This is a genomic window from Algibacter marinivivus (assembly GCF_003143755.1).
In the GTDB taxonomy this organism is placed as follows: Bacteria; Bacteroidota; Bacteroidia; order Flavobacteriales; family Flavobacteriaceae; genus Algibacter_B; species Algibacter_B marinivivus.
In genome coordinates, this window is sequence record NZ_QFRI01000001.1 from 69,606 (window position 1) to 93,121 (window position 23,516).

At 30.5% G+C, this 23,516-nt stretch carries 22 protein-coding genes; 12 read left to right on the forward strand and 10 right to left on the reverse strand.

What is annotated here, in order from left to right; genetic code table 11:
• Nucleotides 1-2: 2 nt before the first annotated feature.
• From DIS18_RS00330 to DIS18_RS00355, 6 genes are all read right to left on the reverse strand, one after another.
• Nucleotides 3-896: a DUF6268 family outer membrane beta-barrel protein gene (locus DIS18_RS00330; protein WP_109351061.1), complete on the reverse strand. Its 894-nt coding sequence runs from the start codon at nucleotides 894-896 to the stop codon at nucleotides 3-5.
• A 14-nt stretch (nucleotides 897-910) separates the two neighbouring features.
• Nucleotides 911-1,741, reverse strand: a complete 831-nt coding sequence (locus DIS18_RS00335; protein WP_109351062.1) for a mechanosensitive ion channel family protein — start codon at nucleotides 1,739-1,741, stop codon at nucleotides 911-913.
• A 1-nt stretch (nucleotide 1,742) separates the two neighbouring features.
• The gene (locus DIS18_RS00340) at nucleotides 1,743-3,059 is read right to left on the reverse strand and encodes an ABC transporter permease (protein ID WP_109351063.1); all 1,317 of its coding nucleotides are present in this window, start codon (nucleotides 3,057-3,059) and stop codon (nucleotides 1,743-1,745) included.
• Nucleotides 3,060-3,062: 3 nt separating this feature from the next.
• Nucleotides 3,063-3,989 carry an ABC transporter ATP-binding protein gene (locus DIS18_RS00345; protein WP_109351064.1) on the reverse strand — a complete coding sequence of 309 codons (927 nt, stop codon included), beginning with the start codon at nucleotides 3,987-3,989 and terminating at the stop codon, nucleotides 3,063-3,065.
• 316 nt (nucleotides 3,990-4,305) lie between these two features.
• Nucleotides 4,306-5,427 (reverse strand): molecular chaperone DnaJ, encoded by a 1,122-nt coding sequence (gene dnaJ, locus DIS18_RS00350; RefSeq protein ID WP_109351065.1) that lies wholly within the window; start codon nucleotides 5,425-5,427, stop codon nucleotides 4,306-4,308.
• Between the two features lie 9 nt (nucleotides 5,428-5,436).
• A complete protein-coding gene (locus DIS18_RS00355; RefSeq protein WP_109351066.1) occupies nucleotides 5,437-5,985 on the reverse strand; it encodes a nucleotide exchange factor GrpE in 549 nt (182 codons plus the stop codon).
• A gap of 171 nt (nucleotides 5,986-6,156) precedes the next feature.
• Here DIS18_RS00355 and DIS18_RS00360 point away from each other — a divergent pair, with 171 nt between their 5' ends.
• Nucleotides 6,157-6,810 carry a YceI family protein gene (locus DIS18_RS00360; protein ID WP_109351067.1) on the forward strand — a complete coding sequence of 218 codons (654 nt, stop codon included), beginning with the start codon at nucleotides 6,157-6,159 and terminating at the stop codon, nucleotides 6,808-6,810.
• Nucleotides 6,811-6,977: 167 nt separating this feature from the next.
• On the opposite strand, the gene DIS18_RS00365 is transcribed toward DIS18_RS00360, so the two are convergent.
• The 3 genes from DIS18_RS00365 to DIS18_RS00375 all read right to left on the reverse strand — a co-directional run bounded on the left by DIS18_RS00365 (nucleotide 6,978) and on the right by DIS18_RS00375 (nucleotide 9,526).
• On the reverse strand, nucleotides 6,978-7,883 hold the full coding sequence (locus DIS18_RS00365; RefSeq protein ID WP_109351068.1) for a TIGR01777 family oxidoreductase: 906 nt from the start codon (nucleotides 7,881-7,883) through the stop codon (nucleotides 6,978-6,980).
• A 237-nt stretch (nucleotides 7,884-8,120) separates the two neighbouring features.
• Nucleotides 8,121-8,810 carry a tRNA (5-methylaminomethyl-2-thiouridine)(34)-methyltransferase MnmC2 gene (gene mnmC2 / locus DIS18_RS00370; protein WP_109351069.1) on the reverse strand — a complete coding sequence of 230 codons (690 nt, stop codon included), beginning with the start codon at nucleotides 8,808-8,810 and terminating at the stop codon, nucleotides 8,121-8,123.
• Between the two features lie 212 nt (nucleotides 8,811-9,022).
• Nucleotides 9,023-9,526, reverse strand: coding sequence for a DUF4920 domain-containing protein (locus tag DIS18_RS00375; RefSeq protein WP_109351070.1), 504 nt, complete (start codon nucleotides 9,524-9,526; stop codon nucleotides 9,023-9,025).
• Between the two features lie 94 nt (nucleotides 9,527-9,620).
• Here DIS18_RS00375 and DIS18_RS00380 point away from each other — a divergent pair, with 94 nt between their 5' ends.
• Entirely contained in the window at nucleotides 9,621-10,688 is a 1,068-nt protein-coding gene (locus tag DIS18_RS00380; protein WP_181363963.1) for a branched-chain amino acid aminotransferase, read from the forward strand.
• Between the two features lie 34 nt (nucleotides 10,689-10,722).
• Here DIS18_RS00380 and DIS18_RS00385 read toward each other — a convergent pair whose 3' ends face one another.
• Entirely contained in the window at nucleotides 10,723-11,109 is a 387-nt protein-coding gene (locus DIS18_RS00385) for a pyrophosphohydrolase domain-containing protein (RefSeq protein ID WP_109351071.1), read from the reverse strand.
• Nucleotides 11,110-11,569: 460 nt separating this feature from the next.
• On the opposite strand from DIS18_RS00385, the gene DIS18_RS00395 reads away from it, so the two are divergent.
• The 10 genes from DIS18_RS00395 (at nucleotide 11,570) to DIS18_RS00440 (ending at nucleotide 23,394) form a co-directional block, all read left to right on the forward strand.
• Entirely contained in the window at nucleotides 11,570-11,920 is a 351-nt protein-coding gene (locus DIS18_RS00395) for a hypothetical protein (RefSeq protein WP_109351073.1), read from the forward strand.
• A gap of 7 nt (nucleotides 11,921-11,927) precedes the next feature.
• A complete protein-coding gene (locus DIS18_RS00400) occupies nucleotides 11,928-12,908 on the forward strand; it encodes a trypsin-like serine protease (RefSeq protein ID WP_109351074.1) in 981 nt (326 codons plus the stop codon).
• Between the two features lie 16 nt (nucleotides 12,909-12,924).
• Entirely contained in the window at nucleotides 12,925-13,320 is a 396-nt protein-coding gene (locus tag DIS18_RS00405) for a hypothetical protein (RefSeq protein ID WP_109351075.1), read from the forward strand.
• Nucleotides 13,321-15,087, forward strand: a complete 1,767-nt coding sequence (locus DIS18_RS00410) for a tetratricopeptide repeat-containing sensor histidine kinase (RefSeq protein ID WP_109351076.1) — start codon at nucleotides 13,321-13,323, stop codon at nucleotides 15,085-15,087.
• Nucleotides 15,084-15,707 (forward strand): response regulator, encoded by a 624-nt coding sequence (locus DIS18_RS00415; RefSeq protein WP_109351077.1) that lies wholly within the window; start codon nucleotides 15,084-15,086, stop codon nucleotides 15,705-15,707. Before DIS18_RS00410 ends, DIS18_RS00415 begins: the two co-directional genes overlap by 4 nt.
• Nucleotides 15,708-15,787: 80 nt before the next feature.
• Nucleotides 15,788-16,501, forward strand: coding sequence for a hypothetical protein (locus DIS18_RS00420; RefSeq protein WP_109351078.1), 714 nt, complete (start codon nucleotides 15,788-15,790; stop codon nucleotides 16,499-16,501).
• Between the two features lie 114 nt (nucleotides 16,502-16,615).
• Nucleotides 16,616-18,181 (forward strand): T9SS type A sorting domain-containing protein, encoded by a 1,566-nt coding sequence (locus DIS18_RS00425; protein ID WP_109351079.1) that lies wholly within the window; start codon nucleotides 16,616-16,618, stop codon nucleotides 18,179-18,181.
• 128 nt (nucleotides 18,182-18,309) lie between these two features.
• Complete coding sequence (locus DIS18_RS00430; RefSeq protein WP_109351080.1) at nucleotides 18,310-21,468, forward strand: T9SS type A sorting domain-containing protein; 3,159 nt, start codon at nucleotides 18,310-18,312, stop codon at nucleotides 21,466-21,468.
• A 127-nt stretch (nucleotides 21,469-21,595) separates the two neighbouring features.
• Complete coding sequence (locus DIS18_RS00435) at nucleotides 21,596-22,921, forward strand: DUF5723 family protein (protein ID WP_109351081.1); 1,326 nt, start codon at nucleotides 21,596-21,598, stop codon at nucleotides 22,919-22,921.
• A 92-nt stretch (nucleotides 22,922-23,013) separates the two neighbouring features.
• Nucleotides 23,014-23,394: a response regulator transcription factor gene (locus DIS18_RS00440; protein WP_109351082.1), complete on the forward strand. Its 381-nt coding sequence runs from the start codon at nucleotides 23,014-23,016 to the stop codon at nucleotides 23,392-23,394.
• Nucleotides 23,395-23,516: the final 122 nt, after the last annotated feature.

The window sequence follows — 23,516 nt, forward strand, 5'->3', positions numbered from 1 at the left end:
ACTTAAATTTTAAATTTTATTCCTGTTCTTAAATAGAATGCATTCACATCGTCTAATTTAAAAACTTCATCTCTATTTTTATTACGTAATACATTATTTAATCTAAATGTATAACCTGAGTACATATAGGCTACTAAATGTTTAGTAAAGCAATATTCATACCCAAGTCCTCCAATGGCAACAGATAATGAAATATGATCTACACTTTTTCCGTCTATAACTACTGATTCTTGTAGGTGAGCTAAGTAACCATCTAACCCAACAAAGGCTTGCAGATTATTTCGCTCATTAAATATATACTTTAAATTCGACTTAGGTATGCCTGCATTAAAACTCCAAGATTCATTTATTTCTCTATAATAACTAACAAATGGTAAAGGGAATGGTAATCCTGTTGTAGCATTATACGTTAAGCCTAAAATTAAACGGTAAGGCTTTTTTAAAGTTTCGTCTTTTCTTCTATCATTAATATAGAAAACCCCTCCATTCATAAAATAATCATCAGAGCTTAAAGCACTTGTTAATGTTGATGCTATTCTAGGATTAAATTTAAAACCTAAACGTTTTTTATCATTTAATTTAAAAGTATAACCTAAATTTAAATCAATAACATGAATATTGTCCAAACTAGATGTATCAAACGGATAATTATCTTCAAGATTAAGAATGATTCGGTTATACTCTCCGCCTACAATAAAATAATTTCCTTCTTTAATTTCAATAGGATAATTAAGAATTGCTCTAAGCCTTGTGTATTGATCTTCCGAATTGCTTTTAGGGATAAAAGAATACTCCAAACGAACTATATCAGTGAGTTGAGCTTTTGAAAATTGATAAACAAGACATAGACATACAACCAATATAAATCTAAAGTTTTTGCTTACCCTTTCATTCATAAACCTATTATTAATTACTCTGGTTTTTGAATAATATGAATATCTCTCTGAGGAAAAGGTATACTAATATTATGTTCTCTAAATAACTTATCTATTTCAAATCGTAAATCACTTTTTGGTATGGCGCCTTGAAAACTATCATTTAAAGTAAATACTAATTTAAACTCTAAAGCGCTATCTCCAAAGTTGGTAAAAAACACATATGGAGCTGGGTGCTTTAAAATAATATCATGTGAATCAGCAGCTTTTAAAAGTAGACTTTTTACTAATTGTACATCACTACCGTAAGCAACTCCAACAGTTACTGATTCGCGAGTTGTTGCACCATTTTGAGTCCAATTATACAACGTATTTGTTAAATACAAATGATGAGGAATAACAAGTACTTTATTATCAATAGTAACGGCTCTTGTTGTTCGGAGTTTTACCTCATCTACTCTACCTACTTTTCCATCTATCTCGATAATATCACCAACATGAATAGTTTGGTCTATTAAAATTAATACGCCAGCAATAATATCTTGAAATAAGGTTTGTAATGCTAAACCAACACCTATTAACAATGCCGCAGATGCAGCAAAAACAGCAGTAACATTAATACCAATACCATGAAAAGTAATAAGTAGGATAATTAAATAAACAATCCATTTACCATAACCAAATAAGATTTTAAACTTCGCTTTATCCTCGTTTGGCAATCGTCTTGTTAATATTCTCCTAAATATATTTAGCAAAAAAGAAGTGAGTATAATAACTGCAATAACTAATAATATTCCTTTCACAGAAATACTAATATCATTAGTAATACTAAAAGTATAATTTAGAATATTATTTAACTTTTCCATATTAATATTTTATCCATTTCATCAATTCTTTATAACTTGGTTTTTTACCATACATTAAAATACCTACACGATATATTTTTGAAGCAAACCAAACTGTAGACATAAAAGAACCAACCAATATTAGTAAAGATAACACTTGTTGCCAAATTGGAACACCAAAAGGAATTCGCATTAGCATAACAACAGGCGAAGTTAAAGGTATAAAAGAAAAAACAGTTGAAACCGTTCCATGCGGATCTTCAATAACCGTAAATATACCAATATAAACCGCCAGAATAAGTGGTAGAATTATAGGCAACATAAATTGCTGTGTATCCGTTTCATTATCAACAGCAGCACCAATGGCTGCGTATAATGAGCTATATAACAAATAGCCACTAATGAAGAATAAAATAAAGGCAATAATTAAGTTAAATAAGGGCAGGTTTAAAAACGCAGTAAATGCATTTTGAATTTGCAAATTCACCTCAGAATTTTCCATGGCTTGCTCCATAATTTGCTGCTGAGGCGTTTGCATCTCACTAATGTCTATTCCTAGAATTATTGAAGTAATCGTCATTAAAACACCTCCTAAAATAATCCAAATAACTAATTGAGTAATTCCTGCTAATGATGTTCCAATAATTTTACCAAGCATCAATTGTACAGGTTTTACAGAAGAAATAATAACCTCAATAATTCTACTAGTTTTTTCTTCAATAACACTACGCATAATCATATTACCATATATAATTATAAACATAAATAATAAATACCCAGCTGCACATCCAAAAATGAGCTTAACTACACTATCTACTTTAGACGTTTTTTCACCATCAAAACTCTCTTGACCAATATTGATACTTACTCGGGTAGCTTTTAGTTTTTCCTCATCAATATTTTCTTTAATTCTATTTTGTAATGTAAGTTCTGATTGAATTTCACTTTCTAAATCTGACATTAAAGTTAAAGAAGGTGAATCCTCTGAATAAAACGTAAAATTACTAGATGATATTTTTTCTTGAGGTATATTTTTAACATGAAGTAAACCATACCCTTCAGTTTCTTGTACTAAAGCTATAGCATCTTCAAGCGCCATGTTATTATCAAGAATATTATAAGATGTATGGTCTGTATTTTTAAAAACGTTTTTTACAATTCCAGATTCATCTAAAATAGATATAACTCTAATTTTATCATTATTTAATTGTGATAAGTAAGCAACTACAGCTATTAATGTTATAAATATTATAGGGCTTAAAAAAGTCATAATAATAAACGACTTGTTTTTTACCTTAGTTAAATATTCACGCTTTATAATAAGTGGTAAATGGTTCATAAATTAATTATTCTTAACGGCTTGAATAAAAATATCGTTTACACTAGGTATAAGTTCTACAAAATGAGACACCTCTCCCTTACTTGTTAAATAACTTAAAAGTTCATTTGGTTTTTCACCTTGTTTAAGTTTAATATTAAGTTTCAATTCGTCTTCTAAAGTTTTAAAATTGGCTTTTGAAATACTAAATCTTTCTGACAAATCTTTTTCTAATATAGATTGATTTTTGGCTCTTATACCAACTTCATAAGTATTAATTTTATATTGTCTTTTAACATCAACAAGCTTTCCGTCTAGTATCTTATTAGACTTGTTAATTAGTGCTATATCATCACATAACTCCTCAACAGATTCCATTCTATGTGTAGAAAATATAACGGTAGCTCCGTTTTCTCGTAATCGCAAAATTTCATCTTTAATTAAATTTGCATTTATTGGGTCGAAGCCCGAAAAAGGTTCATCAAAAATCAATAATTTAGGCTCGTGAAGCACAGTAACTACAAATTGGATTTTCTGAGCCATTCCTTTTGAAAGCTCTTGGATTTTTTTATTCCACCAATCTCCTATTTCCAGACGCTCAAACCAATATTTTAAACGTTTTTTTGCTTCTGTTTTACTTAAACCCTTTAATTGCGCTAAGTATATAGCCTGCTCTCCTACTTTCATAGATTTATACAAACCTCGTTCTTCAGGCAAGTAACCAATATCCATAACATGATTTTGGTGTAACGGTTCTCCATCCAAACTTACTGAGCCCGAATCTGGCATAGTTATTTGATTAATAACACGTATAAGCGTTGTTTTTCCTGCACCATTAGGCCCTAGCAAACCAAATATACTCCCTCTTGGTATAGTTATAGATACATCATTCAAAGCTTTAAAATCCCCGAAATACTTGGAAACATTATTAACTTCTAGTAAGTTATTCATACTTGACTTTTAATTGAATATGATTGGTAAATATATTAAATGTTTAGGCTAGATTATTATTGCGCTCAGTAATAATTTTAATCCCAAAAAGTAAGGTTATTGCTTAAAAATTTGACTTTAAAAACAAAACCCACCCTTAATAAATTAAGGATGGGAAAAAAATTGCTATGAAAAAGAAAAATTATCACTAAAATAAATTAGTGATATTCAAATATAGTTTTTTTTTCAATACTAATAGCAAAACTATTAATTATCTTCACTTTTATGGCAAAAAAAATCTGCTTAAAAAGCAGATTTTTATATACTATATCTATGTTTACGAAAACATATCTTTCACTTTTTCAAAAAAAGATTTATCTGAACTTTCAGGTTTGGGTGAGAAATGCTCATCTTCCTGCATAGATTCAAAAAACTCTTTTTGTTGTTTATTAAGCGTTTTAGGCGTCCAAACATTAACATGTACCAATAAATCGCCTTTACCATAACCATTTATACTAGGAATCCCTTTTCCGCGTAATCGCAAAATTTTACCAGACTGCACGCCAGCTTCTACTTTAATACGCACCTTTCCAGTAACGGTATCAATTTCTTTAGAGGTTCCTAAAACTGCCTCTGGAAAACTTACATACAAATCATAATGCAAATTATCGCCTTCACGTTGTAAGTTCTCATGTGTTTCTTCTTCAATAACAACTATTAAATCTCCTGAAATTCCATTACCAGGAGCTTCATTTCCTTTAGCAGAAACTTTAAGTTGCATACCATCAACAACACCTGCAGGTATTTTTATGGAAACTGTTTCTTCAGCAACTTTTAAACCTTGCGCATCTGCATCATTTGGTTTTTTATCTATAGTTTGTCCTACACCACCGCATACGTTACACGGAGCCGATGTTTGCATTCTTCCTAGGATAGTATTAGCAATTCGTGTAACTTGCCCAGAACCATTACATGTAGAACATGTTTTATAAGTAGTTCCTGGTGCTTGAACTTTACGTTTTACTTTTACTTTTTTCTCAATGCCTGTGGCTATTTCTTCCAGAGTAAGCTTAACACGAATACGAAGGTTACTTCCCTTTACTCGACGTTGGCCTCCGCCACCACCAAAACCAGAGAAACCACCACCAAAACCGCCGCCGCCAAAGATATCACCAAACTGACTGAATATATCATCCATATTCATGCCACCACCGCCAAAACCGCCACCGCCGTTTTCAAAGGCTTGATGTCCATATTGGTCATAACGTGCTTTTTTATTGTCGTCGCTTAATATTTCATAAGCTTCAGCAGCTTCTTTAAATTTAGCTTCTGCTTCTTTATCATCAGGGTTTTTATCAGGATGAAACTCAATAGCTTTCTTTCTGTAAGCCTTTTTTATTTCAGCTGCACTTGCTCCTTTACTGATGCCTAATATCTCGTAATAATCTCTTTTAGCCATATCTTAGATTTATTGACCTATAACTACTTTTGGGAAACGAATTATTTTTTCGCCCAAAACATATCCTTTTTCAACAATATCGATGATTTTTCCTTTCATATCATCACTTGGAGCAGGAATTTGAGTAATAGCTTCATGATTATCCGCATTAAAAACATCACCTTTATCTACTTCCATAGGCTTTAGTCCTTTTTGCTCTAAAGTTTTTATTAATTTCTGATAAATCAATAAAACGCCTTTACGTAACTCTTCAGCTTCTTTATCTTCTTCAATATGCAATAAGGCACGCTCAAAATCATCTAAAACTGGCAATAATGTTTTCATAACATCTTCACTAGCTGTTGAGAATAATTCTATACGTTCTTTAGCTGTACGTCTTTTATAATTTTCAAACTCTGCAAACAAGCGCAAAAACTTATCTTTTTCTTGCTTTAACTCCCCTTCAAGTTTTTCCTCTTTAGTTTGCTCTTCTTCAACTTGCTCCTCAACCTCAACAGTTTCTGCTTGAGTTGATTCTACTTGTTCGTTTTCTATATCGTTCTTATCTTTTTTACTCATGGTAAATCCAATTTATTTCAATCTTAAATTTAGTTGGCAAAAGTACTGCCAATATTATAAAAATGTCATAATGTCATTAAAATAATTTTAATTTTTTTTTTGATAGCTAATGCCTAATTTTACGACACAAGTATTTAAATAATTTTAATTACAAACACTAAAACATTTAAAATGAAAAAGAATTTTTTGAAAATTTTATTTATTACAGCATTAACGGTTTCTTTTACAAGTTGCAAAGACAAAGCAAAAGAGGCTGAAACTACTGCTGCTGAAGCTGTTGAAGAAACAGTAAACTCTGAAAGTTTTGTTGTAAAAACTGATGCATCAACTATAGAATGGAAAGGTTTTAAGCCAACAGGATCTCATAACGGAACCATTGCTATTGACAGCGGTGTTTTAGATATTGCTAATGGAAACGTTGTTGGGGGTTCTTTCATTATTGATATGAAGTCTATTACTGTTACTGATATTCCTGCTGAAGAAAAAGGAAATGCAAAACTTAAAGGGCATTTATCTAGTCCAGACTTTTTTGATGTTGAAAAATACCCGAATGCAGGTTTTACAATTACAGGTTTAGAAAACGTTGAAGGTAAAATGATGCTTTCAGGAAACTTATCGCTTAAAGACGCTAAGAATAACGTTACATTTCCTGTAACTGTTAGCAACGAAAATGGTGTTGTTACGCTTACTAGCGAAACCTTTACTATTGATAGAACAAAGTGGAATGTACAATATGGTTCTAAATCTATATTTGATAATTTAGGTGATAAATTCATTAATGATGATATGGAATTAAAAGTTATGGTTAAGGCAGCTAAGTCTTAACTTATAAAACTATTATATTTTAAAAGCCATCTTGTGAAAACAAGGTAGCTTTTTTGTTTTTTGTGAAGTTTGATTTTGTAAAAATTTTCAGCCACCTTCGTTTAACGTCGGATATAAGTCATTAAAACGACGCATATCCGTAAAAACATTAAACGAACCTCCCAAAATCACTCCAACAAATCCTCTAAAGCAGGTTCCAAATAATTATACTCAAAATGGAATCCTTTGTTTTCAATTTTTTTGGAACTTACACGCTGGCTTTCAAATAACAAAATATGCATTTCTCCTAAAACAAGTTTCATGAAAAACTTAGGAATATTTGGCATAAATAATGGTTTTTTTAATTTGCTAGCAGCCACTTTTGTTAGCTCTTGATTGCTAACTGGATTTGGTGCTACACCATTATAAACTCCTTCTATATTTTTTTCTAAAACGTAAAGAAACATATTTGCCAAATCTTGAATATGTATCCATGATTGCCATTGCTTACCGCTACCAAAAGCGGCTCCAAACCCGAACTTAATAGGTTTTACAATTTCTGCTAACGCGCCGCCTTTATTTGATAATACCAGACCAATTCTGATTTTTGAAACAGTGATATTTAATTTTGAAAACTCATCTACAGCTTGTTCCCAAACGGAAACCACTTGCCCTAAAAAAGATGAACTAACTTCGTTATGAGTTTGATCGTAATAATTGGTTAATGAATCTGGATAAATACCAATAGCACTTGCTGAAACAACCTGCTTTACTTGATGTTTTATTTCTTTAAGACTATTAATTAATAAAGTTGTAGTTAAAGTTCTGCTAGAAATAATTTCTTTTTTATAGCTAGCCGTCCAACGTTTTGAAACTGTTGCGCCTGCTAAATGTATAATGGCATCAACACCTTTAAAACAATCTGTATCAATTTTGTTTGCTCTTGGGTTCCAATAAAACCCTTTATAATTTTCGGCTTGAGATATTTTAGATTTACTTGTTGTTAAGTAACTTACCTGAATATCTTTTTCATGACAGCGCTTTACAATCTCCTGTCCTATTAATCCGGTTGCTCCTGTTATTAAAACACGCATTTTCTTTTTTTTATAAAGTTACAAAATGGGTATTGGGTTTACTAAGTATTTATATTAGGTTTAACATGTTCTAGGAAAAGAGGGATAAGGCAAAAGTTAAAAGAGACTTCAAAAATTAAATTGTGCTAAGGAACTCAGATATAAAAAAAATCCCTTTTAGTGTAAACCGAGACTAAAGACTTATTTAGTTGCTCGTAGCATTTAACTCCAATAATTATTTAATTGAGTCGTTGAATGTTACGCTTCTTTGCAAGCGCGTAACATTTCTCGTTTTCCTGGAGGCCCAGGAAGCCTTTCTACTGTAAACCCAACAGATTGCATTGCTCTACGTACGCTTCCTTTTGCTGAATAGGTTACTAATACACCTTTAGGCTTTAATGCTTTATACATGATTTTAAAGATGGTTTCTGTCCATAATTCGGGTTGTACTCTGGCTCCAAAAGCATCAAAATAAATAATATTGTGGGCTACAGAATCGTTAATTTCTGAAAAAAATTGTTTTAGTTTCTTTAATTTGAAATGGCTTGTTATTTTGTGTTCTACTTCCCATGTTGTATCATGAAGTTGTTTGAAAATTGAATGTCTGTTTTCTTCTTTCAATGCTTCCACATAATTAAGTGCATTAATTTCTTCTTTTGAAACTGGGTAGGCTTCAACGCCATTATAATTAATATTAAGTTTTAGTTTTTCTGATTCCAGAAATGTGATAAAGGCATTTAATCCTGTACCAAAGCCTATTTCTAAGATGGAAATATTATTTTGAGATTCTTCACTTTGTTCGGAATGGCAAAAATAATGCAAACCGTGTTTTATAAATACATGATAGGCTTCTTGTATGGCACCGTGTTTGGAATGGTATTGCTCGTTCCATTCTGGTATTTGAATAGTTGTTGAGCCATCTGCAGTTACGATTATTTCGCGTTTCATGTTTTATTGATTAGAGTTAAAACTTTGTTAGCCTTTGCGTTAGGGATTGAAACGGCATCCTTTTTTTAAAATATAAGTTTGAATTTGATTATAAACGAATAGTTTACAAATTGTTACGGTCGTTTCTTCCTCACAATGACGTAAAAAAAAGATATAGTGGAAAGCCCGACCCTTGTGGTAACGCCCAAATTATTTAAAAAAATGTGATTGTATTATTGTACCACCAGTACACCATCTGCCTCGAAAGAATAGGTGCGTTTTGGCTCGATAATTTTTGCAATTTCCTCAGCTGATTTACCTGCATCCTCAGCATAATGACGCTGCTCATCAACAGATACTTCCTTTACAAAAGCTTTACCATTTATAATAACCTCTTTACCTGTGATGTCTTTTGGTACAAAGAATCCGTAGTCTTTAAATTTAACCATAACCTCGTTACCATCATCAAGATCTAAACGCATCCAACAGCCTTTAGCTTGACAAACATTGTTAACTTTAGCAACCATTTTTGAATCTATACTATCTCCAGTTTTCATGGTTTTATAATGCGATGCCATAGATTTGGCCGCAATAGCATCTGAAGCAACAATTTCTTTACCGAAAGACGCATATTCTATTTTTTCAACTTTAACTTGATTTTGTGGTTCTTCTTGACTTTTGTTTTTGCAAGAATTTAACATTAAAACGCATATTATTGCTAAGGTTACTAACTTCATAATGTAAATATTTCAATTTTAATCGATTTATGTAAATATACCGCTTTTTTAAAAACGTTTTTAACTAAATTTGTATCATTAAATAACAAGACTTATGAATGCTATAATCAACGATATAGAGATTGTAAAGGCTAAAACCTCGAAAATCAACGACGTAGATTTTGATAATTTGAAATTCGGACATGTGTTCTCTGATCACATGTTAGAATGTAACTTTAAAGATGGTAAATGGCAAGCACCAAAAGTGATTCCTTACCAACCTATAGTTTTGGAACCTTCTGCAAAAATTTTCCACTACGGGCAATCTATTTTTGAAGGTATGAAGGCATATAAGGATGTTGATGAAAATGTCTGGTTATTTCGTCCGTTAGATAATTTTAAGCGTTTGAATATTTCAGCTAAACGTTTGGCAATTCCTGAGCTTCCTGAAAATTATTTTATGGATGGCTTAAAGGCTCTATTAGAAATTGATAAAGATTGGATTCCTAATAATGATGGTAGTTCTTTATACATAAGACCATTTGTATTTGCATCTGGACAAGGGTTTCATGCATCTCCTGCAGATGAGTATAAATTTATTATTTGTACTGCCCCTTCTGGAGCTTATTTTGCTGGAGAAGTAAGAGTTTTAATAGAGGAAAAGTATTCGCGTTCTGCTAATGGAGGTGTTGGTTTTGCAAAAGCTGGTGGTAATTATGCTGGTCAGTTTTACCCAACGCAATTAGCTATTGAAAAAGGATACCAACAGGTAATTTGGACTGACGATAATACACACGAGTATATTGAAGAAGCTGGTGCGATGAATATTTTTGTCCGTATTAATGATACATTAATTACAGGACCAACAAGTGATAGAATCCTTGATGGGATAACGCGTAAAAGTATTATAGAACTTGCAAAAGCTGAAGGTATTAATGTTGAAGTTAGAAAGATAACTGTTAGCGAGGTTGTTGAGGCTGCCAAAAATGGCTCTTTAAAAGAAATGTTTGGAGCAGGAACTGCTGCTGTAATTTCTCCTATTGCAGGGTTTGGTTTTAAAGATGCTGATTATGAATTACCAAAACTTAATGATACTTACGCTAGCTTTTTGAAAAAGCGTATTACTGATATACAAACTAATAAAGCTGAAGACCCATTTGGATGGCGTTATGCAGTTAAATAATTTGATAAAAAAAGCAGCCAAATGGCTGCTTTTTTTATTTCTCTAATATAGATTGAATGTTTGGCTTAAAATAGTTTGGCCCTTTTAAAACTTTACCATCTTCTCTGTATATAGGTTGACCGTCTTCTCCAAGTTTACTCATGTTGCTTCGTTGTATTTCTTCAAACACTTCTTCAATTTTATGTTGCATACCATGTTCAATTATAGTACCACATAAAATGTAAAGCATATCTCCTAAAGCATCTGCAACCTCAACTAAATCATTATTATTTGCTGCTTCAAAATATTCTTCATTTTCCTCTTTCATTAAATTAAAACGCAATGTGTTCTTATCTTCTCCAAGATTTGCTTTAGGCGTTTCTCTATGTCCTATTTTAAAAGCGGTGTGAAATGCTTTTACTGCTTCAATTTTATTTTTCATTTAGTATATAATTTTTTCATTTCCTTGAAGTAGGAAACCTCTTTTCATTAAATTTGCATAAAAGTAACTATATGTTTAGTAAAGGTCAAATCATTTTCGGAATTATATTCTTCATCGTTTTTGCTATAATAATTACCTTTACTTATAGAAAAGATTTAAAACTACACAAACGCTTTTATGCTGGTAGTGTATGGATACTTATAGCTTTTATTTCCTTTATATTATTTATTGCTGCTATTAAGTTTTTCTTTAAATAGAAAACTAATTTTAAAACATTCGACTGTTATATTCTTTAACGTGTAAAAACCTTATTTCGGTTTTATTTGCTTTTTATCTAGGTTTTAGTTTTTAGAAAATTGATTTTTCTAAATTAATAGATGAATATACCTAGTAATGGGTATTTTTTTGATGTTATAAACCAACCATCTTTGTATTATTAATTAACTAATCCAACTTAATTATGAGTAAAACTGTATCTCCAATAACGATGTTTATAGTAGCAGCTATATCGTTAGCAGTATCTGCAATCGTTTTAAATAATATAACTAAAGCCATAGTTTCTAATCCAAAAATTGGTAAAGAAGATTATGAGTTTGTCTTTTGGTTTTTTAGAGTTGTTACAGCTTTAGCGGCAAGTGCCATAAGTATATCTATACCTGGAATGCTTAAAGTAGAGTATAATAATGGAACTTTTCAAACCAGGGCAGCTGGACAGCCTCCGCAGACGTTAACAGACAAAGCACCAAAAGTAATTGCTGGTGGAGCAATGGCGGTTTTTGTTTTGGTTTATTTGTTTAGTCCTTTAAGTTAATTTAATTATGACTGAGAAAGAAGCAAATGAAAAACTAAATTCGAAAGAAAAGGAAACAGAATACTTTAATTTATCTGCATTGCATGAAACCCAATACGCAGCTGTAATTAAAAAGTCTAATGATTTCTCTATAATTGATGATTACGCTATTGAAATTGGTCTTTCTAATTTCACTTATGAATATGATTCACTAAAAGGGCTTTTCGGTTACTTCTCAAAGAAAGAAGGCATGAGTTTAGAAACTCAAAAAGATTTTCAAAATGGTGACATTTTTCCTGTCAAATCTAATCCAATAAGTCTTCATTCTAATTCTAGTTATTACCAAAAATTAGAAAAACTAACAGGGGGTTGTAGTATTAGCTATGAAAATGGAGATATCTATAGCGGGACAGCTGGAGCGTTTTTTAAATTATCTGATTCTCAAAATATATACATGATATCTAATAGACATGTAATTGTTGATAATGATTATGGATTAGAAACCAAGATAATACATCCAAGTAAAACAGATGCAGAGAAAAAAGAGGATATAAGTCTCATAGGTAAAGTTTTTTGGACAAGTAAAGAAAAAGACGATTTATTAGATGCAGCAATTGCTATTATATATGATGAAAAAACTACTGTAGATATAGGTAAATATTCTATATCAAATCAATTAAATTTTAATTCAATAGCTGCACCAAAAATTGGCCAAAATATTAAAAAAATTGGTAAAACATCTGGAGTAACTTTTGGAGAAATTAAATCCATAAATTGTACTGTAAACATTACTGAAAACATAAAAAAACCTAAAATATATAGGAAACAAATATTAACAACATGTATATCTAAGCCTGGAGATTCAGGTTCAGTATTACTGAATAATAATAATGAAGTTGTTGGTTTACTATTTGGAGGAAATAAACTTACAGCAAGTTTTTCTAACAACATAATGAATATTTTTAATCCGATACACCCTGAAATAAATAATTTCTCAAAATTTGTTTAACTTAAATACATCAAAAATGACTGGAATAAATGTAACACCTCACGATCTCGCAACAACACACACACTAATAAAAGATGGAACAATAAGTATAAAAGGAAAATTTACTAAGTGGAAAAACAAACATTTTATTGATGAAATAACAATAACCGATTTTTCTGAAAGTAAAAAAATTGAACTTGTAAATTATTGTAAAAAGACAGATGCAATTGAAATCCATTATTTTAAATCTGCACCTAATAATTCCTTTAAACAAATTAGTTTTCCTTTAAAAAACTGTAAACTTGATTGTGTTCGAATATTAGTTTTGGCTTACGATGAAAATGAAACTATAACTGAGTGCATCTCTGAAAACACAACAGGAATGGGGCAACCAGACACTTCTAAAGGAAACATTATTGTAGGCAACCCATAAATGATAGATTACATAAAAAAAAGCTTTTTAATTCCAGTAATAATATCTATTACTGGTTTTTGCTTTGGTCAAAAAGTAGATTTTTCACAAGTTTTAGAATCTTATAATTCAAATAAAAAAACTAAAATCCTTTTAGAACTGAAAAAAATAGATACAATCAATATAACAAAATATGATAAAGCTGCTTGGTTATACTATTACGCTGATTACAATTCGGTTATTGACAACCATCATATTGCTTATGAGAATATAGTTATATCAAAAAAAATATTTGAAGTATTAAACAAAGAAAAAGATATTTTAGATTGTAACCTACTCATATTAAAAATATTAAGTAATCAAAATGAGTTAGATTCAAGAAAAAAAGAAATTATTGATGAAATCGAATTTTATTCAAAAAAAAATAAAGACACAACTGCGCTTATAGCAGCATACCATCATATTGCTACTGGTTTTCTAAACACAAATAATGGAGAGAAAGCAATAGAGTATTTCATTAAAATAAATACTATCTATAAAAAGCAAGGAAATAAACTAAAAGAAGCCCACAATAACATGAACATTGGTACAGTTTATTCATCAGTATACCAAAACCCAGATTCATCGTTATACTTCACAAAAAAAGCCACACCTATTTTAAAAAAGTTTAATGACTATAAAAATTTAGCTTACAATTATAACAATCAAGCTCTACAATATAAATTACTTGGTAAATATAAAAACGCTATTAAACTATACCTCAAGGCAGATTCGATTCAGTTAAATGAAAACAAATCAAAAACTAAAGTTATTTTTTACAAAAATCTGGCTGATGCTTACTTATTAAATAAGGATTATAAAGAAGCGTCTTTATATCTAGATAAACTAAATAAATTAAAAGATAGTATTAACGATACTCAACAAAACATAGCTATATCAGAAATAAAAGAACAATACGACAACGAAAAACTAAGAGCAGATAACCTTGAAATAGAATCTAAAAGAAAGCAAAGTAAAAACTTATTAATGGGTGCGTTAGCTTTTATTCTATTTGGAGGAATAACTGCTTTCTTAATTCAAAAAAACACTAGAAAAAAACAAAAACTAGCTGAACAAGAAAAAGCTTTGGAAACCCAAAAACTCGCAACCGTTTTAAAAGAACAAGAATTAGTGAGTATTGACGCCATGATTGAAGGGCAAGAGAAAGAGCGCCAACGCATTGCAAATGATTTGCATGATGATTTGGGAGGGCTTATGGCTACTGTAAAACTTCATTTTAATGTGTTAAAAGACAAACAAACACCAGAATTATTTGATAAAACCACCAACCTTCTTGATGAGGCTTATAATAAAATACGTGGTATAGCACATGCTAAAAACTCTGGAGTTATTGCTAAACAAGGCTTACTAAAAGCTGTACAAAATATGGCTGATAAAATATCTGTTTCAAATAAAATTACTGTTGAGGTAATTGATTATGGTTTAGAAAACAGATTAGAAAACAGCTTAGAATTAACCATTTTTAGAATTATTCAAGAATTGATAACTAACGTTATAAAACATGCTGATGCAAGTGAAGCAACTATCCACCTAACAAATCATGATGACACATTAAATATTATGATAGAAGATAATGGCAAAGGTTTTAAAACAAATCAAATTACTACCAAAAGTAAAGGTATGGGCATTAGCAGTATTGATAAAAGAATAGAACATTTAAATGGAAAAATGACCATAGAATCTGAACACAATAAAGGGACAACTATAATAATTGACTTACCAATATGATACGATTAGCCATAGCCGAAGATCATCAGTCACTAATTGATGGAATTAAACTTTTATTAGAATATGAAGATAATATTTCTATTATTGGAACTGCAAATGATGGAAAAGAGCTTCTGGAAATTGTAGACAAAAAGCAACCCAATGTTGTACTAACAGATATACGAATGCCAAAAATGGATGGTATTCAAGCTACTAAACAAATCAAAAAAAAATATCCAAAAATTAATATTCTAGCGTTTACCATGTTTGAGCAAGTTGAAGCTATTGAACAAATGATTGACGCTGGCGCTTCCGGATATATTTTAAAGAACTCATCACTTAAAGAGGTACACAAAGCGATATTAACTGTTGCTAAAGGTGAAACATACTTTGATGCCAATATAAATACAAACGTGTTAAACTCGAAATCTAAAAATAAAACTAAAGGCATTTTAACAAAAAGACAAATAGAAATTTTAGAACTCATTGGCCAAGGAAAAACATCAAGAGAAATTGCCGATTTGTTATTTATAGGAATCCATACAGTTGATACACACCGAAAAAACATGGTACGCATCCTAGGATTAAAAGGTAAAGGGGAATTAATGCGGTATGCTTTGGAGAAGAAGTATAAGTTTTAAAATTTACCTAGTAATGGGTATTAAATAACTTGTAATTTTAAACGAATTTTGAAACACTAATCAATAAAATATATTTCATTATGAAAAAAATTATCTTTTCAATTATAATAATTACATCATTCTATTCATTTTCTCAACAAAAAACTTTTCTAAAATTTGAAGATGCTGAGTCTAAAGTGTCTCTTTATAGTCAAGAGACTCAAAGTAACCAACAAAGTACCTTAACTGAGGCTGAAGATGAATATGGAAGTATCAGTGAAAATATATCATTCGGTTTAAGTTTAGGGTTTAATAATGCTCTTGAAAGTTTAAAATTAGCACAAATTTCACCTATAGATAATACTGTTATAATAACTGATGCACAAAAAACAAATTTTGTATTATCTACAGCTATTTCTGTACCTATATCTTTTCAAAAAAAGAAAGCATATAGGTACTTAGATAATAACGGTAAGCAAATGGGACAAGTACATAGAATCTCAGAATGGAGCATAATTGGTGTTGTAAATTTAGTAACACTAAAAGGTGCTGAGTCTGGTAGTACTTTTAATCAAAAACTAAGTGGAGGATTAGGTTTATCATATAGCTTTAGCTCAGACTTTGCAATTGGTTTAAGTTATGAATTGATTTCATATCGAAAGCCTAAAGACTTTTTAATTAATCAAGAAGGTCAAGAAATTCAAGTAAATGGTGAAGCATTAAAATCTATTGAAATATCTAATGACGCCTATTATTTTGATAGATATGCAGGTACTTTAGCACTTAAAATTATATACAAATTAACTAAATCTTAAAATTGGAGTTATTATATAAAATTGCTAAAAAATCCCCAGTACTGGGGATTTTTTAGCTTCAAGATGTTTCATAAGTTTGATTAGCTATTAATTAATCTTTTAAAAACTCTCATTATGAAACAGCTATTACTTTTTTTCTTATTAATCTATACTTCTTTTTATGCTAATGCTCAAATAATATGGCAAAATACCATTGGAGGCAATAGCTTTGATGATGTTGAAGATGTTATTTACACATCAGATGGTGGCTTTCTACTTGTTGGCGTATCAGAATCAGGAATCTCAGGTGATAAATCTGAAGCTAATCAAGGTGCTACAGATTATTGGTTGGTAAAAACCAATAATCTAGGAGTTGTACAATGGGATAAAACTTTTGGTGGAAGCGGCAATGATTATCCCGTAACTGCAATAGAAGCTTTAAATGGAGATTTCATTATTGTAGGTGAGTCTGACTCTAATGTATCTGGCGATAAATCTGAAAACTCAAAAGGGGGTTACGATTTTTGGATAGTACGAATAAATAGTTCTGGAACAAAAATTTGGGATAAAACTTTTGGTGGATCTGACGATGAATATGCTATTTCAGTAAAAGAAACAGGCACTAACGATTTAATCATTACTGGAGACTCAGCTTCAAATATCTCTGGTGATAAATCTGAAAATTCAAGAGGTTTTACTGATGTATGGACTATAAAAGTAACTGACACTGGTACTTTTATATGGGATAAAACATTTGGAGGTGATGCTGATGAAGAAGTTATAAATGTACTTCTAACTTCTGATGGTGGTTATCTTTTAGGAGTTATAGCAGAATCTGGAATTTCTGGAGACAAAACTGTAAACTCAAGTAATAATGAAGATTATTGGATACTTAAAGTAAGTAATACAAATACTATCGATTGGCAAAAATCATATGGAGGCACATCCAATTCAGTTAGTATTCTATCATCCCTAATAACTACTTCTGATGGCGGCTATCTTTTAGCTGGAGATTCAGATTCTAACATAGGAAGTGAAAAAACAGAAAACACAAATGGTGGATCTGATTTATGGTTTATTAAAACTGATAACATAGGTAATATACAATGGCAAAATACAATTGGTGGATCTGATGATGAATATGTTCCATATGGTTTTGAAAAACCTGGAGGTGGCTATATTTTTGCAGCTGAAACACTTTCTAATATTTCTGGCGATAAAACAGAAAATAGTTCAAGTAATGATATTTGGCTAGTAGAACTTGATGCAAACGGAAATATAATAGCTGACAAAACATTTGGTACTAATTCCACTGAAAATCCTGAGCAAATACTACAAACAAATGATGGTAATTATGTAGTAGTCTCCTCTATTGACGAATTATCAGGCGATAATACTGAAGCTCCAAATGGTGATACAGATTATTGGTTATTTAAAGTTAATAAAAGTACATTATCAACTTCAAAATTAAATAATGATTTAGAATTAAACATTTACCCAAATCCGACTATAAATCATCTAAACATAGCATCAAAAAATAAGATCAATACTATCGAAATTATTGATTTAACTGGAAAGCTAATCTCAAAAATAAAATCACCCAATAAAGTTATAGATATTTCTAAACTTCCAATTGGAGTATATATTATAAAAAGTTATTCAAAAAATGGAGTAACCAATAAAAGAGTAATTAAAATATGACAAAAAAACCATTAATCGATAAAATTTTCGTTCAATAACCTAAAAATCCCCAGTATTGGGGATTTCTTTATTTTACTCAGATTCATAAGTTTGAGTAGCTATTAATTAATCTTAAAAAATCTCTCATTATGAAACACTTATTACTATTGCTCGTATTTAGCACCAATTTAATATATGCTCAAGATTGGATAACAACTGTAACACAACAATCAGATTTAATTAATGAAATTTCTGTAGTTGACGATAATGTTATTTGGGTCATGGATCAAGGAGACAACCCTAATGGCTTTTCAATTTCAACTGATGGTGGACTCAATTGGATAAAAAAAAGCTTTCCTCAATATTTTACTGATAATAATTTTTACGCGCTAGGGGTTTTAAGTGCTGTAAGTGAAACAACAGCTTATATTATAGTTTCAGGTGCAGACAATGCCAGTTTAGTTGGTTTATATAAAACAACGGATTCTGGAGACACATGGCAAAGAGAAAATGCCATATTCAATACAGGTTTCTCTTTTCCTAATCAAGTCCATTTTTGGAATGCTAACCGAGGTTTTGCCATGGGAGATGGACTTGAACTTTATGTCTACCTTGATGGCTCATGGTATAACCAATCTTCTACAATTACATCAGTTGGAACATGGTCATTAAATAGCAGTAACTTTTTAAAAATAGTAGGGAACTCAGCATATTTTTTAACTGGATCTGGCACAATAGTGAAAACAAATGACCAAGGCCTTAACTGGAGTGAAATAATCACACCTTTTAACTCTCAAGCTAATGTTAACTTTGATTTTAAAGACGATCTAAACGGAATTATAGTATATAATGATTTTACAACAAATCAATTGTACAGAACTACTGATGGAGGACAAAATTGGTTTTTACAAGGCAGTAATATTAATAATTTACAAAGCATAATCAAATATGCACCATCGCATGGAAAGTATTATAGTTTAGGTAGAGATAATGTTAATGGCTTTAAGAATTCATATTCAGAAGACAATGGAGTAACTTGGACTACCATCCAAGAATTTGATGGATTATTATTAGGAGATATTGCGTATTCAACCACTGGAAAAGTTTTTATTGGTGGAAGTCCTAATATTTACTATCAAAATCCTCCTGATTACTCTTCGCACCCAGATTACAATGCTCTAGTTGATTTTTATAATGCAACTCAAGGAGATAACTGGACAGATAACACCAATTGGCTAGATACAACTGCCCCCATATCAACTTGGTATGGCATAACTGAAACAAATGGACGAGTAACAGGCATAAACCTAAATAGTAATAATTTATCAGGAACTATCCCTGAAAGTTTTGGAAACCTTACTAACCTTGAAACCTTTAGTATAAGAATTAATAATATTTATGGCTCTTTGCCTGAATCAATAGTCAATCTTACAAAAATTCAATATTTTGATATTAATTCTAATAGTATTGTTGGTATAATAGCTCCTTGGATTGGAATTTATACTGATTTATGGTATTATGATATTGGCTGGAATTTTATATCTGGTAATATACCAGAAGATTTAACAACTTTGGATAATTTACAATACATATATCTTCAAAATAATAGCCTTACAGGTGACCTTACCTCTAATAATATACCTCAAAGCCTAAATGTTTTTGATGCTTCAAACAATAATCTTTCTGGGGCTGTTCCTAATTTTAGTTTTATCACCACCCTAACTTTCTTAAATATTTCTGGAAATCGATTTGAATTCGCAGATTTAGAACCTAATTATTCTGATATTAATAACTCATTAGGTGCCAATTTTATTTATAGCCCACAACAATTAGTAGACACGCCATTAAACGAAGTGCTTCTAATAGGCGAATCAAGTACATTAATAACAAATGTATCTGGCACTCAAAATAGTTATGCTTGGTCTAGAATTAATGCTGATGGTAGTGAAGGAGGTCCTATAGGCAATAATTCAACTATAAATATTACTATTAATACAGTAGATGACTATAAATGGTATTACTTTTATGAAGCTACAAGCGCTATAGTACCCGGATTAATTCTAAAGAGTAATTTTTTCAAATTTTCAGAATCACCAACTACTCATCCAGATTATGATGCTTTAATAGCTATATACAGCGCTTTAAATGGTATAGATTGGGATATTACAAAACCTATACATAATTGGTCTTCAAATTTTGATATTGGCTTTGACCCAGTCACAGACCGCGTTACATCATTAGGTATTACTGGGAATGCCCCAATCACTGGAACAATACCACCCGAAATAGGCGATTTAACAGAATTAACTTATTTAGACTTATTACAAGAAGATCTATCTGGAGAAATTCCAATTGAAATTTGGAGTTTGACAAAACTAAAAACATTGTTCTTAGGCGCTCAAGCTTCCAAACAATTATTGTTAACTAATGGAATACCTCCAGAAATTGCTAACCTACAAGATTTAGAATGGTTAAACCTAACGCAAATCCCCTTAACTCAACCATTACAACCAGAGCTTTTTAATTTGCCTAATTTAATACGCTTACGTATTGTTGAATGTGGCCTTACAGGCAGTTTACCTAAAGAACTAGCACAAATTAGTGATTTATTAGCTAGCGGTAATGAATTTGAAGGGGCTATTCCTCAGGAGTTTTTGGATGCTGTTGGTAATACAAATCTAAATATCACAAACAACTATTTTAATTTTGCAAATCTAGAACCTCTTGCTCAAGCTAATAACTACCAAAACTTATATTATTCACCTCAACGTACAAAAGATATTGTGCAAAACTTAGACTTTGTACCAGGTTCAAACATAGTATTAAATATTGATGACACCAGCCTTGGTAAAACGACTTCATCCAAAGGTATAGGTGACGAATATCAGTGGTATAAAGATGGTATATCTATAAATGGAGCAAATGCTATCAGTCATACCATTAACAATGCACAAGAATCGGATAGTGGTGTGTATTATTGTATTATTACGAACCCTTTACTAGCGGATTTAATTATTCAAAGAGCTAATATTATTCTTAATATCGATTCAGCATTATCAATAGATGATTATATTTCTAAAAACATAAAGATTTATCCAAACCCAACAACAAATGTTTTAAATATAAAACTAAACAATACTGAAATAAAAAAAGCACAATTATTTGATGTTAATGGAAAACAAATTTTAGACATGAAATTACAATCTGAATTAACAGTGGTTGATATTAGTAATTTAAATTCTGGAATATATTTACTTAAAATAGAATCAGTAAAAAACACCTTTATTAAACGTATAGTTAAAGAATAACATACTATATATATTTCATCGATAAGCATTTCGACCAAAAACCTATAAAATCCCCATTACTGGGGATTTTTTTATGCATCATCACTTAGTATGTTTGATAAGCTATTATTAATCAATTCAAATTAAAATGAAAAAACTCAATTACTTAGTATTCGTCTTTATTATTTTCATAATATCTAACCATATAGAAGCTCAAAACTATGTTGGTGTAACAGTAGATAATTATGCCGGAATCCATAGTTTAACTTCAAACCCATCGAATGTTGTAGATTCCAGATTTAAAGCAGACATAAACTTAATCTCAATAAGTGCCTTTGGTGGTAGCGATTATTTTGGTATCAATGTAAATGATATTATAAAATCTGATGGAGGCTTCGATTTCGAAACTGATGCAAAAAAATTTCCATCTGACGCAAATAATTTTTTCGCAAATGCGGATATACTAGGGCCTTCTTTTATGTTCAACCTATCTCCAAAAAGCAGTATAGCCATTGTAAGTAGAGTTAGAGCTTTTTTTAACATCAATAATATTAGTGGCGAATTATATGAAAATATATCAGATAATTTTGATACTGGAAATGATTTCGATTTTAACTCAGAAGATTTATCTGGAACTGCTCATGTTTGGGCAGAAGCTGGTTTAGTTTATGGCCGTATTCTAGTTGACAAAAAACAAAACTTTCTAAAGGGTGGAATAACTCTAAAATACTTACAAGGCGCAGGTGGTGTATTTATAAATAGTCCAAACTTTACGGGACAATATGATGCCACAAATGAAACATTAACTACCACAGGAGAATTAAAATATGGCATCAGTCAAGATTTTGATAATAATGATATCGATTTCAAAAACCTAACTGCTGGTTTTGGTGCAGATATAGGTTTTACTTATGAATATAGACCAAACATAGATCGAGATTCAGTTACAAGAAAGCATAATAAATATAAACTAAAAATAGGAGCATCAATAACAGATATTGGTTCTATAAATTACAAAGAAAGTACTGTAACAACCTACGATTTAAATGCTACTGCTGATGCCTCAAATTTTGATGATGATACTGAAGATTTTTTAGATAATAATTACACCAACACTGAAGAAACTTTAGCACAAGAAATTATGCTACCAACAGCTTTCCATTTTTTAGCAGATTATAGAATAAAAAACAAACTATATGTTAGTTTGCAAACCCACTTATCATTAATTAAAAAAAATGCCCCAAACAGTAATAGTATAACAAACTCTGTAACTTTAGCGCCACGTCTAGAAACTAGAAGCTTTAGTTTATATTCACCTGTAAGTTTTAGACAACATGGTGATTTTGCCTGGGGAGCTGGATTAAGGTTTTCTGGGTTAATGATTGGTTCTGGTTCAATTTTATCAAACCTATTATCTAATACTACCAAAACCACCGATATTTACATTGGTTTAAAAATTCCTCTATACCAATAGTTTTAAAATAATTTCTTTAAAAATCCCCAACATTGGGGATTTTAAGGTTTATGTGTAAACCTTAAATTACTTATAAACTTTTTTAGCATCAAATGACTCCATTAGCAGAAATTCTAAACACCATTAAAAGCATTAAAAAAAAAGGAGAACTTATCTCTGAAGATGATATATTAGAAATCCTAAAGGCTACTAAAACTATTTCAAAAAACAAAGATGCATTACATACTTATATTTCATTTTTCAAAAGATTGGATAGAAATAAACTAAACAAAATTAGTGCTCTAACTACAAGAGAATTGCAAGTTCTAAGACATATTGGAAACGGAGAAAACTCTGCTCTAATTGCTAAAAATTTAAATTTAAGTATATCCACTATTGAAACTCACAGAAAAAATATTCGAAAAAAATTAGGTTTAGTAGGTAAAGGAAAGCTTATTGAGTATGCTATTATCAACCACTTAAACTCTTTATAAACTTATAATGTTTTAAAAATCAAAACTTTATAATTTTATTCAAACAAATTTTGCTTTTTGACGCAACCTTTTTAAAAACGCTGCATCTATTAAGTAACTAATCCATACTAAAATGAATTTTA